Origin of the sequence: Vibrio alginolyticus NBRC 15630 = ATCC 17749 (assembly GCF_000354175.2) — a bacterium.
GTDB lineage: Bacteria > Pseudomonadota > Gammaproteobacteria > Enterobacterales > Vibrionaceae > Vibrio > Vibrio alginolyticus.
In genome coordinates this window covers 473,391-486,461 of sequence record NC_022349.1, presented here as the reverse complement: position 1 = coordinate 486,461, position 13,071 = coordinate 473,391, and the positions used below count along the sequence as shown (strand labels likewise).

Annotated in this window: 10 protein-coding genes; 4 read left to right on the top strand and 6 right to left on the bottom strand. The window is 43.2% G+C overall.

Annotation, left to right across the window (positions count from 1 at the left end; genetic code table 11):
• Positions 1 to 57 precede the first annotated feature (57 nt).
• The 6 genes from N646_RS02150 to N646_RS02125 all read right to left on the bottom strand — a co-directional run bounded on the left by N646_RS02150 (position 58) and on the right by N646_RS02125 (position 7,085).
• Positions 58 to 444: an ectoine synthase gene (locus tag N646_RS02150; RefSeq protein ID WP_005377769.1), complete on the bottom strand. Its 387-nt coding sequence runs from the start codon at positions 442 to 444 to the stop codon at positions 58 to 60.
• Positions 445 to 458: 14 nt separating this feature from the next.
• Positions 459 to 1,724 carry a diaminobutyrate--2-oxoglutarate transaminase gene (ectB, locus tag N646_RS02145; protein WP_017820939.1) on the bottom strand — a complete coding sequence of 422 codons (1,266 nt, stop codon included), beginning with the start codon at positions 1,722 to 1,724 and terminating at the stop codon, positions 459 to 461.
• A 34-nt stretch (positions 1,725 to 1,758) separates the two neighbouring features.
• A complete protein-coding gene (gene ectA / locus N646_RS02140; protein WP_005393379.1) occupies positions 1,759 to 2,292 on the bottom strand; it encodes a diaminobutyrate acetyltransferase in 534 nt (177 codons plus the stop codon).
• 315 nt (positions 2,293 to 2,607) lie between these two features.
• Positions 2,608 to 4,266: a BCCT family transporter gene (locus tag N646_RS02135; protein WP_005377772.1), complete on the bottom strand. Its 1,659-nt coding sequence runs from the start codon at positions 4,264 to 4,266 to the stop codon at positions 2,608 to 2,610.
• 192 nt (positions 4,267 to 4,458) lie between these two features.
• On the bottom strand, positions 4,459 to 5,205 hold the full coding sequence (locus tag N646_RS02130) for a 3'-5' exonuclease (RefSeq protein WP_017820938.1): 747 nt from the start codon (positions 5,203 to 5,205) through the stop codon (positions 4,459 to 4,461).
• Positions 5,205 to 7,085 (bottom strand): DUF294 nucleotidyltransferase-like domain-containing protein, encoded by a 1,881-nt coding sequence (locus N646_RS02125; RefSeq protein ID WP_005377775.1) that lies wholly within the window; start codon positions 7,083 to 7,085, stop codon positions 5,205 to 5,207. The genes N646_RS02130 and N646_RS02125 overlap by 1 nt, the downstream gene beginning before the upstream one ends.
• Before the next feature lie 438 nt (positions 7,086 to 7,523).
• Between N646_RS02125 and proV the strand changes: the two genes are divergently transcribed.
• From proV to N646_RS02105, 4 genes are all read left to right on the top strand, one after another.
• Positions 7,524 to 8,711 carry a glycine betaine/L-proline ABC transporter ATP-binding protein ProV gene (gene proV / locus N646_RS02120; RefSeq protein WP_005377777.1) on the top strand — a complete coding sequence of 396 codons (1,188 nt, stop codon included), beginning with the start codon at positions 7,524 to 7,526 and terminating at the stop codon, positions 8,709 to 8,711.
• Between the two features lie 4 nt (positions 8,712 to 8,715).
• Entirely contained in the window at positions 8,716 to 9,801 is a 1,086-nt protein-coding gene (gene proW, locus N646_RS02115; RefSeq protein ID WP_017820937.1) for a glycine betaine/L-proline ABC transporter permease ProW, read from the top strand.
• The gene (gene proX, locus N646_RS02110) at positions 9,794 to 10,801 is read left to right on the top strand and encodes a glycine betaine/L-proline ABC transporter substrate-binding protein ProX (protein WP_005377779.1); all 1,008 of its coding nucleotides are present in this window, start codon (positions 9,794 to 9,796) and stop codon (positions 10,799 to 10,801) included. The genes proW and proX overlap by 8 nt, the downstream gene beginning before the upstream one ends.
• Positions 10,802 to 10,995: 194 nt before the next feature.
• Positions 10,996 to 12,945: an LTA synthase family protein gene (locus N646_RS02105; protein ID WP_005377780.1), complete on the top strand. Its 1,950-nt coding sequence runs from the start codon at positions 10,996 to 10,998 to the stop codon at positions 12,943 to 12,945.
• Positions 12,946 to 13,071 lie beyond the last annotated feature (126 nt).

Here is a 13,071-nt window from a genome sequence, read left to right as displayed (position 1 = left end):
AAAGAAAAAAGAAGAGATAGTAAAGTGTGGGGTGGCAAAGCACCCCACCATCATCTTTTAGTCAACGAGAGGATAAACACCGTTTTCATCGTGCACTTCAGCGCCAGTAATCGGTGGGTTAAACACACACGCCATTACCATTTCTTTATTCTTATAAGCTCTCAAGTAGTGCTCATCGTGTTTATCAAGGATATATAATGTACCTGGTTTGATTGGGTACGTTTCTCCACCTACAACTTCAATCTCACCTTCACCACTCATACAAAACACCGATTCAAGGTGGTTTTGATAGTGAATATGAGTTTCTGTATCTTCATAAATCGTTGTGATGTGGAAAGAGAAACCCATGTTGTCGTCTTTCAACAACATGCGGACACTTTCCCAGTTATCTGAAACAACACGTCGTTCGCTGTTGCGGCATTCATCTAGAGTTCTGACGATCATAATTAAAATCCTTATTAAGATGCTTGTTTGAAATGTTTCGCAGCGATAGTCTCTACTGCATTTTCAAAGATGCTTAGTCCTTGATCTAGCTCTGATTCGCTGATGGTTAGTGGACAGAAGAACTTCACAACTTCATCGTCTGGACCCGCTGTCTCTATCACCATTCCATTCTCGAAACAGTTTTTCGCGATTTCAGATGCCATGTCACCATTGATACATTCAATACCAACCATCATGCCGCGGCCTTTTTTCTGCACAAACATTTGTGGAAAGCGACGAACACAACGGTCAATCACTGCACTCACCTTGTCTGAACACTGCTTGATGTGTGTTTCAAAATCATCGTTTGCCCAGTAAATTTCTAGTGCTTTTGCAGCAGTAATAAAGGCGTGATTATTGCCACGGAACGTACCGTTATGCTCGCCTGGCTTCCACTGGTCAAGCTCAGGCTTAAGTAATACGACAGCCATCGGCAAACCGTAACCACCGATCGACTTCGATAGCGTCACGATATCCGGTTGGATACCAGACGGCTCGAAACTAAAGAAAGTACCGGTACGTCCACAACCTGCTTGAATGTCATCGACAATCACAAGAATGTCATTGGCTTTACAGATTTTGCTCAAACGTTGTAACCACTCGTTTGAAGCAGCATTTAAACCACCTTCACCCTGCACAGTTTCAAGAAGTACAGCGGCTGGTTTATCCATACCTGCAGAGTTATCATTTAGCATGGTTTCGAACAGCGCAAGACCATCTACGCCAGCGTAACCTTCAAATGGAATACGAGTGACGTTACTTAGACTAGAACCGTTACCTTGTCTGTGATGCTGGTTACCCGTTGCAGCCAGTGCGCCAGCAGTACAACCATGGAAACCGTTAGTAAACGCAACGACGCTGTCGCGGCCTTTTACTTTTTTAGCCAGCTTCAATGCCGCCTCAACAGCGTTAGTACCTGTTGGGCCCGTAAACTGAACCTTGTAATCCAAGTTTCTTGGTTTAAGGATGTAAGTATCCAACGCTTCCAGAAACGATGCTTTCGCTTCTGAGTGCATATCCAAACCGTGAGTAATACCGTCCATTTCAATGTACTCAAGCAACGCTTGTTTTAGTACTGGATTGTTATGGCCGTAATTTAGAGATCCCGCTCCAGCAAGGAAGTCTAAGTATCGTTCACCTTGTTCTGTTTCTAGCCAGCAGCCTTTCGCTTTACGAAAAACGACCGGGAAATTGTTTGAATATGAGCGTACGTTGGATTCCTGCTTTTTGAAAATATCCATGATGAGACCGTTTTTATTTCCTATTGTTTGAGGATTATTTGAGAGGAATGCGATACAAATATTCTGTATCGTGTTTGCCTTTAAAGTGGGCTTCTTCATCCAAAAATGTGCTTACTTGGCCAGAATTGCCGTTCATCGCATCTAACTTTTTGAACAGTGCCCAAGAGGCTTTATTATCTTCCGTGATGGTAGTTTCTACCGATTTAACACCGCCTAATTCCTCTCGGGTGAGAAGTTCTTTCAACATGCGGAATGCTAAACCATGACCTCTAAAGCGAGGTGAGACTGCAACTTGCCAGACAAATAAAACGTCTTGCTCGTCTGGTTTCTGATAACCGGAAATGAAACCTGCGATTTCGCCTTTTTGCTCAACCAAAATACTGGTTTTGCTGAAATGCGTAGACTGTAGGAAATTGCAATAAGATGAGTTCATGTCCAATGGAGGACAGTCTGCAATCAAGCTGTAAATGTCGTCACCATCAGAGATTTTAGGCTCACGAAAAATCCATTTTTTACTTGAGTCTTCTCCAATCTCTGGATAAAGGACCCAAGGTGCTGATGTGATCATGTGAAAATACATATCCTTTGAGGTCTAATTAAATTTCCTTTTTATTATGGGCATCCCTCGCGACTAAAAATCAAATAATCCGCCTTTTTATCGGTATTTTTGTGATTCAAATCACAAAAATAAACCTATTAACCAAAAGTTAAAATAGTTCGAGGTCTAATTTATTAAATAGTCACCTAAATGCACAGTACAAAAAACAACCAGAATAAGACCGTTTTCCATGCTGTTCATTTCTCAGAGAAAAATAGAAATCCAAAAAAAAAGCGGCATGCTTTCGCATACCGCTTTTATCAATAATTTAACTGCTGATACTAGTTATTTTGATTTCTTAGAAACCGCCTTTGGACGAGGTTCATCCATCAAACCTTTTATCAAAGATACCGTTGCAACAAGTAAAACAATAGTAAACGGTAAACCAGTCGTCACCGCCATTGCTTGAGCAGCAGCTAGACCACCACCCAACATCAATGCAATCGCAACCAAACCTTCAAACGTACACCAGAACACGCGTTGTGGCGTTGGTGCATCGACCTTACCGCCCGCAGCAATAGTATCAATAACCAGTGATCCTGAGTCAGAAGAGGTAATGAAGAACACCACGACTAAGATAATGCCGACAAAAGATGTTATCTCAGCCAATGGCATAACATCTAACATGGCAAAAAGTTTTAAAGGTAGTTCTGCGTTAAACACCGCCTCGTAGCCATCATTAACGTATTGGCTAATTGCGTTACCGCCAAAAGCCGTCATCCATAACACACAAACTGAAGATGGGATAAGAATAACGCAAATAATAAACTCACGAACTGAACGACCGCGAGACACACGTGCGATGAACATACCCACAAATGGTGACCAAGAAATCCACCACGCCCAGTAAAACGCCGTCCAGCCTTGAGAGTAATTCACATCCTCTCGTCCAAATGGCATAGATAAGGCAGGGATATTAGCCACATAGGAAACGATGTTCTCGAAGAAACCAGTTAAAATCGCAATCGTCGGGCCAACAACAATAACAAATAGCAATAGCAGCGCTGCAAGACCCATGTTGATTTCAGATAAGATTTTCACGCCCTTATCGAGTCCAGCCACAACAGAGATTAAAGCGAGCGCAGTAATACCAATAATCAATATAACCTGCGTGGTATTGGTCATTGGGACATCAAACAGGAAGTTCAAACCCGTTGCGGCTTGAGACGCACCGTAGCCTAGCGATGTTGCTAAACCAAAAACCGTCGCTACCACTGCAAGAATATCGATAATATGACCAGTCCAACCCCATACACGCTCACCAAACAAAGGGTAAAAAATTGAGCGCATGGTGAGTGGCAAACCTTTGTTAAATGAAAAGATAGCCAGTCCAAGAGCCAAGAGCGCGTATATTGACCACGGATGAAGTGCCCAGTGGTAAATCGTCGCAGCCATCCCTAATGCCGAAGCTGCAGTTGCATCGCCCTCTGCACCACCTAGCGGTGCCCAGTCAGTACGTACACCATTCTCAACGCTCACGCCACCAATCGCAGAACTAAAATGGGACATCGGTTCTGATACACCGAAGAATACGAGACCAATGCCCATACCTGCAGCAAATAGCATTGCCAACCATCCGGCATAGGAGTAATCCGGTGTTGCTTCAGTACCACCGATTCGCACACGGCCCAATGGTGTGAAGATCAATCCGACACAGACAATGACAAAAATATTACCTGAAGCGAGAAAAAACCAGTCTAAATTGTGTAACAAACCCGCTCGTAGGTCTGCAAAAAACGGCTCTACCTGTTCTCGGAATAATAGTGTTATCACAACAAACATGACGATTGCTAAGCCAGAAATTGCAAAAACACGGTTGTGAATATCAAGGCCAAATGGGCCTACCTTTAGCGCAACGTTATCCTGACCAATTTGATAGTCAGTATCTATTGCGTTTACTTTTCCATCGGGGCGTTGAATGCCACCGTTATTATCGGTGCTCACGGATAATCTCCTTAAAAATACGTGACCAAGTTTAAATTACTTTCGTCGGAGTTCGAGTAATGAAACGTCTTCATCACTACCAAGCACATGTTCATAAAACATTGTTCTTATAAGCGGTTACTCAATCCGCCATCATAATCTTAAAGCCCCCTATCTCTCATTGCATTTTATTGTTTTCACCATAAATAACGCCTATTGCCAAACCGAAGATATTGGCATGTTTCGATTAAAGTGATACTGCAGTTGTGCTTGAAACAGCTCCGCAGTTGCTAACGCATCCGTCAGGGCATGGTGAGGTTGATAAGCAGGGAGGCCATATCTTTCACGAGCGTGCCCTAATCGTACAGAACCGGGTTTCTTGCCTTTCAACTTATTGATAAAACCTCTGCATTCACGGCGTTGTATCGCATACTCAATATCTAACGTATCAACAACAGGAAACTGTATCCCCTCTCCGATGCTATTTAGCAAGGCGTTATTAAAGAACTGCCTTTCAATGTTCTTGTAGTGAACAAGTACCACTTTGCCTGACAACGCATCCAATATTTCACCCAAGATCTGAGACAGCTGCGGCGCGTTTTTAACCTCAGAGTCAGTGATACCGTGAATAATGACAGACTCGTGGTTTAACTCTCTGTTTGGGTTAACGACCCAATGAGCAGAACCATTACATTGAACACGATCAATAGTGAACGGCACAAGTCCGATCGTGAGAATGACATCCTCTTCCGAGTTCAATCCTGTTGTCTCAAAGTCTACCGAGACAAATGGCACTTGTTCAATTGGTGTTTCCCCATTAACCATCGGTGTCGAATAGTAGCGTTTGAGCCTCTCGTCTTTCGCTTCTTTAGCTAGTTGTTTGAACAACATTGACCACTCTGGCGTCTGGGATGTATCCAACAACGGCTGTTCTTTTTCTACTTTTTTTGAGAACCACATTATTTGCTACTTCTCTGGTATCGAAACTTAATGAAGTTCTGAGCGTTACTTAGAATTTGAAATGCTGCTTTTAAGTTTCGACGTTCAAATTCAGACATGTTCTCCGGCTCAATATTGTTGTCTGGCTCTTCTCCATTTTCTATATCAAGGGCTTGGTGACGAATTCGAACCATGTAGATTAGCTCCATCGCATCCCTTAAATCCAAACCTCGACCTTTCGGTAAAATGCCAGCATCATTAATGTCATCTAAACGGTCGAAAGAGTTTTGCGATCGCGAACCGATTGCCAGAGAATGCACCCGTATTAAATCGGCCAACGGAGCCGTCCCCCTTCGCTTCAAGTTAATCGAGTTGCGATGACGACCATCTTTCTCCATCACAAAGTCTTTGAAAAAGCCCAGTGGAGGCGTCCTACGTATTGCGTTATACGCCATACAAGCAAGAAAGCGGTTATTTCTTTTCGCTCGTCTCACAATAAAGCTGCTTAATTGCTCCGCCCATTTCACTCGCCCATGCACACCGAGGAGATCAAAAAAGATATTACTATTTAACAATCTCTCAGGGGTTGGATTGTCTATCCAGTTTCCAAAGCATTCTTCCCATTCTGCACGAGTTTTTCGCCATTCTGGGTTGGTAGCCATAATGTCTCCAGTACAATAAGCATAGCCGCATGCCGCTAAACCATCACAAACAAATTTAGCAAACTTTTCAAAGTACTCTCCGTGAATCTCAACGTCATAACTGTTATCGAGAATAAGGGCGTTATCTTGATCCGTTACAATTAGCTGCTCATCCCTCGCCATTGAACCCATTGCGACTAAACAATAAGGAATGGGCGCTGGGCCGAACTCTTGCTCAGCTAATTCAGCGAGGCGTTGTTTGAAACTACTGCCTATAACCGACATGGCTCGACCAATCATGTGCGCGTTGGCATCTTCATTGACCATTCTTACGAAACAGTCTTTTACTTGTTCAGAAACCTGCTTGAGATCCTCGACACTGGTTTGCTGAAAAATAGAGCTCACTAGCAATAGGCTGTTCTGAGATTCGTAACGAACGATGTCCGTCATGCCAATAATTCCTATCGGCTTTTTATCTTTTAAAATTGGTAAATGATGTACGTTGTAACGCAACATGGTTAACATGGCCTCAAACACATAGGCGTTATAATCCAATGAAACCACGTCATAACTCATGACCTCACTCACTGGAATATTGGTATCAATACCTTGAGCTAGTACGCGAATGCAAAGATCGCGATCAGTCAATATTCCAAGCAGCTGTTCATCATCTTCTTCTGTGAGCTCCTCTGTCGGGCGAATAATGAGCAGAGAGGTGACATTTTCCTCTGCCATTAGTATCGCAGCTTCCTGAATTGAAGCCGTTGCCTCCAGAGTTACTGGATCTCTTGCTAAGATTTTACGTGCCTTAGCGGTGGTAAAGTCATTGCTTTCGGAGCGGCTAGATATTGCGCTTCGCAAACGCGCGCTATCTTCCAGTTCCATGTAGTCCGCAAAGTTTTCAAACTCATCACAAAGTTCATTGAAGATGTTTTCCGGAATGCAGTAAACGAGAGTGTCTTCTATCGCTTTGGCTGGCATACGTACGCGGTTGTTCATCAACAACCCCATCTGACCAAACAGTCCACCAGCATCAATCCTGTTGTAAAGTTCACCTTTACGTCGATAAATCTCTACCGCCCCACTTCTCACCATATACAAGTCGCGGATCGTATCTCCGAAGTTAAGGATTTTTGTTCCTTGCCGAAAGTATGCAACCTCGGCATTGAGAGCAATTTTTCTAAGCTGCTCTTCAGGTAGGTCATCAAAAGGTGGGTACTGGCTAATGAAATTGAGCACTTCTAACTGTTCGGCTTCCATTTTTTATTCCATACGTTGCCTAAACTACAGCGATAAATATCACCCTGAGTGAAATCAAGCAATAAATAAATCTAAGGATAACAGTACCTAACCGATTTCACAGGACCAAGCCTTAACCAAAAATTAGAGCTCTAACCTTTTTATATGTAGAGCTCTAAGCTATCACGGCTTATATCTATGCAAGTGAGTTGAGTTGAAATGTACAAAAAAATTCAAAATAAATTCAACCCTACGTCAGGGCAACGTTATGGCGGATAAAAACACATCTCAAGCAATTGTTTTAAATATAAAAAACAAGAGTTGAACAGACCTTGCTCAACTAATTCTCTATGCACAGCATAACTAGTTAACCAACCCCCTTTCATTGAAAGTTGAACTAAAATTAATTAGAGTACAAATCGTTAAACAGTTATAAACACACGAAAAAGGACAGATAACATGGATCCCATACTGGAAGTTAAGGGACTGTATAAAGTGTTTGGAGAAGACCCAGAGAGAGCCTTCTCGCTTATCGACAAAGGCGTCGATAAAGACGGTATTTTTGAACAGACAGGTTTAACAGTCGGCGTAAACGATGTATCTCTCACCATAAATGAAGGGGAAATTTTCGTAATCATGGGCCTTTCTGGCTCCGGGAAATCCACCCTTGTTCGACTTCTTAACCGGCTCATTGAGCCGACTAAAGGCAGTGTTTATCTCAAAGGAAGAGATATCGCCCACATCTCCGAAAATGAACTTCGAGAAGTTCGTCGTAATAATATCTCAATGGTGTTTCAAAGTTTCGCACTCATGCCACACATGACGGTGATTGAAAATGCCGCCTTTGGTTTAGAACTTGCCGGCATCGATGTTAATGAGCGTCAGAAAAGTGCCCTTTCCGCCCTAGAAAGAGTGGGTTTAGACCCTTATGCAGAATCTTTCCCTGACGAATTATCCGGTGGTATGAAACAGCGCGTTGGTTTAGCGAGAGCGTTAGCCTGTGATCCTGACATCCTATTAATGGACGAGGCGTTTTCCGCTTTAGACCCATTGATCCGTTCTGAGATGCAAGATGAGCTTATTCGTCTACAGAACGATGACAAACGCACAATTGTCTTCATTTCTCATGATTTGGATGAAGCAATGCGCATTGGCGACCGTATCGCCATCATGCAAAACGGTGAGGTTGTTCAGGTTGGTACACCTGATGAAATATTACACAGTCCAGCAAATGATTATGTCGAAGCGTTTTTCCGCGGCGTAAACATCGCAAGTGTCTTGACAGCAAAAGATATCGCGCGCAAGAAGCCAGCGGCTGTTTTTAAGAAATCGGAAAATGACGGTCCAGGCTCTGCGATGCAGATTCTGATGGATCACGACCGTGATTACGGTATTGTCGTCGATAAATCTAGCCGATATTCCGGCATCGTATCTCTTGATTCACTACGTTTGGCTCATAAAGAAAACCGTTCGTTAGCCAGTGCTCAATTACCGGATGAAGTTACTCTTCAGCCTGATCAGTCAATTAATGACATTTTGGGTCTGGTTGCTGGTGTTCCTTATGCCGTGCCTGTCGTAGATGAGAAAGGAACTTACTTTGGTGTCGTGACTAAATCACGTCTTCTACAAACACTAGATAAGGATTAACACGATGTCTTCAGAGCAAACTAACAATGATCCCTGGTCAAATACTGCTCCTACGCAAGATGATCCTTGGTCGCAAGGTACAGAGGCCGCGCCAAGTAATGATTGGCTCAACTCAGAAACTGTAGAGCAAGCGCCATTCGATATTATGAACCCATTCCAAGATGCGGTTTTACCCCTCGATAGCTGGGTAGAGTCCGGTTTGAACTGGCTGGTGGAACATGGTCGACCTGTTTTCCAAGCAATACGAGTTCCAATCGACTTTATTCTAACGTCGTTTGAAACTGCTTTGGTGTCTACACCTGCGCCTATAATGGTACTCATTTTATTTTTGCTAGCGTGGCAGTTTTCCAATGTAAAACTTGGTTTTTCTACTCTTGTATCCCTTGTTTTCATCGGCCTAATTGGTGCGTGGTCACAAGCGATGACAACGCTAGCACTGGTGTTAACCGCCGTTTTCTTCTGTTTGCTTATAGGGCTACCAATGGGGATATGGTTGGCAAGGAGCCAAACCGCTGCCAAATTTGTTAGGCCAATATTAGATGCAATGCAAACGACTCCCGCGTTCGTTTACCTTGTACCAATTGTTATGTTGTTTGGTATTGGTAACGTTCCTGGCGTAGTAGTAACGATCATTTTCGCCCTGCCTCCCGTTGTGCGCCTGACTATTTTGGGTATTCAGCAAGTACCTGAAGAGCTTATCGAAGCTGGCCACTCTTTCGGGGCAAACAAAAAACAGATGCTTTATCGCATCCAGTTACCGTTGGCGTTACCAACTATCATGGCAGGTGTAAACCAAACCTTAATGCTGTCACTTTCTATGGTAGTGATTGCTTCAATGATTGCTGTTGGCGGCTTAGGCCAAATGGTACTTCGTGGTATTGGCCGACTTGATATGGGTCTTGCTGCCGTTGGTGGCTTAGGCATCGTTATTCTTGCGATTTTGTTAGACCGTATCACCCAGGTGTTAGGGGTTAATGCGGGCAACACTAAACTTCGCTGGTATCACACAGGTCCTGTTTCATACCTATTAAAACTGAAAACAAAGACGAACCAAGACGATCTAAAACTTAGGAGAAACATCAATGAATAATTCATGGAAGAAAGCGCTCTCTGTTGGAGCTCTAAGTACTATCGCATTTTCAACTTATGGTGTGGCAAGTGAACTACCGGGTGAAGGTGTCACTGTTCAGCCTGTTCAATCAACCGTTGCAGAAGAAACATTTCAAACGTTGATCGTAAACCGCGCACTTGAAGAGCTTGGTTACGATGTTAAACCGACCAAAGAAGTGGACTACAACGTAGGCTACACCTCTATTGCTAAAGGTGATGCTACTTTCTTAGCGGTTGGTTGGTTCCCTCTTCACGCCGATAAGTACACGATGTCGGGCGGTGATGATAAGTTCTTCCGTAAAGGCCAATACGTAAGTGGTGCTGCGCAAGGTTATTTGATCGATAAGAAAACCGCGGAAAAATATAACATCACTAACATTGGTCAGTTAAAAGATCCAAAATTGGCGAAGCTATTCGATGCAAACGGCGATGGCAAAGCGGACTTAACTGGTTGTAACCCAGGTTGGGGGTGTGAAATGGTTGTTGAGCATCAGTTGGATGCTTTCAAACTTCGTGGCACAGTAACACACAACCAAGGTAACTACGCGGCGATTATCGCTGATACGATCTCACGTTACAAAAAAGGCGATCCGATTCTTTACTACACTTGGACACCGTACTGGGTAAGTGGCGTTTTAGTTCCAGGGAAAGATGTTGTGTGGTTAGAAGTGCCATTCTCTTCACTTCCTGGTGAGCGTAAGGACATTGATACGACACTAGAGAACGGTAAGAACTACGGCTTCGAGATGAACTCTATGCGCATCGTTGCCAATAAAGAGTTTACGGAAAAAAACCCTGCTGCTGCGAAGCTATTTGAAATCATCAAACTAAATATCAATGATGTTAGTGCTCAGAATATGATGATGAGCCAAGGTAAGAACAGCTCAGCGGACATCGAGTCTCATGTAAATGGTTGGATCAAAGCGAACCAGAAAAAGTTCGACGCATGGGTCGAAGAAGCGAAGAAAGCCGCAATGTAATCATGCCTTTATCAACCTCTAGAGCCAGTTGGTGTTATCAACTGGCTCTTTTTTTACACAAACGCCCCTCCCCCTTACATAGACATACCAACACTTACACTACTCGACCATAAACCCACATTATAATTCACGTTTATTTCACGCTTGCTTTGCTAAAAACAACACAACATAACAATTAAACTATTCGAATAAATATGAAAAACTTATCAAAGAGCTCTGTGTGGGGGCCTTTGCAGCCAATTGCTGCCTTTTCTTTGTTTTCGCTTCTATTTCTGTCTATCTCAAGAGTTTTGCTAGCTTTTTGGCAGATTGACCGTATTGACTCTCTAAACGACTTAATTTACATCCTAGGTCAAGGTTTGCGCGTAGATATTGCAACGCTTTGCTGGTTATTTATTCTTCCAGCACTGTTTTCAACCTTCATGCCATTAACCGGTAAGATGGGAGAGTGTTGGAAGCGAATATTACGCATATGGATGGTTTTAGGGCTTTGGGTGCTTGTATACATGGAGCTAGCAACAGCGCCATTCATTCAGGAATACGACCTACGTCCAAACCGCCTGTTTGTGGAATACTTAATCTACCCAAAAGAAGTCTTGAGTATGCTCTGGACTGGCTACAAATTAGAACTGTTTATTGGTGCGTTAGGTACAGTTTTAACCATCACTTTAGGTTGGAAGTGGAGTAAGAAACTGACCGATAAGGCGCAGCAGGTCAACTGGAAATGGCGACCACTATTGGCACTTTTCGTTGTTCTTTTTGGGGTTGCAGGTGCTCGCTCATCTTTAGGGCACCGCCCGCTAAATCCTGCTATGGTCGCCTTTTCTAACGATCCACTGCTTAACGACTTAGCACTGAACTCATCTTACTCATTGTTGTTTGCGGTTAATAGCATGAAGTCAGAAAAGAGTGCTGAGCAGTTCTACGGAAAAATGGACACTCAAAAGATGTTGGAATTAGTTCGCACTTCATCAACAAAGTCCGACTTCACCCCTTCATTACTCCCAACCATGAACAGTAACCCCGCGACTTACCAGGGTAAACATAAAAACTTAGTGATTTTGCTACAAGAAAGCTTAGGCGCCCAATTTGTCGGTGCTTTGGGTGGTTTACCTCTAACACCAAACCTTGATGAACTCATGAAGGAAGGTTGGCAGTTCACACAAATGTACGCCACTGGTACTCGTTCTGTTCGTGGAATTGAAGCCGTAACCACGGGCTTTCCTCCATCTCCGTCTCGCGCGGTAGTGAAGCTGAGTAAAAGCCAAACGGGTTTCTTTACCATCGCGGACTTACTGAAAGCTCAAGGCTATCACACGCAATTTATTTACGGCGGTGAAGCCAACTTTGACAACATGAAAACTTTCTTCTTTGGTAACGGTTTTGATCAAATAGTAGAAGAAGACGATTATAACAACCCAAGCTTTGTTGGCTCTTGGGGTGTTAGTGATGAAGATCTATATAACAAAGCAAACGAAGAGTTTGAACGCCTTTCAAAAAGCGACAAACCTTTTTTTAGCTTAGTTTTTACGTCAAGTAATCATAGCCCTTATGAGTATCCAAAAGGCAAAATTGAGCCATACGATTCAGAATATATGACGCGTAAGAACGCCGTTAAATATTCCGATTACGCTTTGGGTACTTTCTTTGAAAAGGCGAAAAAGTCATCTTATTGGGATGATACCATTTTCATTGTAATTGCAGATCATGATGCACGTGTTTCTGGCGCTAACCTTGTTCCAGTTAAGCACTTTCACATTCCAGCATTGATCCTTGGTAAAGGCATTCAACCACGTAAAGATGACCGCATAGCAAACAACATAGACATGCCGCCTACACTGTTATCTCTGATTGGGGTAGATGCTAAAACACCGATGATTGGTCGTGATTTAACGAAGCCACTGGCTCGCGAAGATGAACGCGCAATGATGCAATACGACAAAAACTTTGGTTATTTAACGCGCGACAATCTCGTTGTGCTTTCCCCTGGTGAAAAGATATCGACCCTGGCGTACGACTTTAAAGACCAAACCATGAAGCCGCTAGAGGTGGACGAGTCTATTATCGAGCGTGCAAAAGCAAACGCATTATTTGCATCTAAAGCGTATCAAAACAACTGGTATTCTTCCAAACACACTCATTAATACCAATGATTCCGCTGATAAAAAGGAGCTAAACGGCTCCTTTTTCTTATTCTGTCACTTACCTTCGAGAATGTTCTACTGACAACTCCTGTCGTTCCTTTCCGTTAGATTGCCCCTACTACTTCT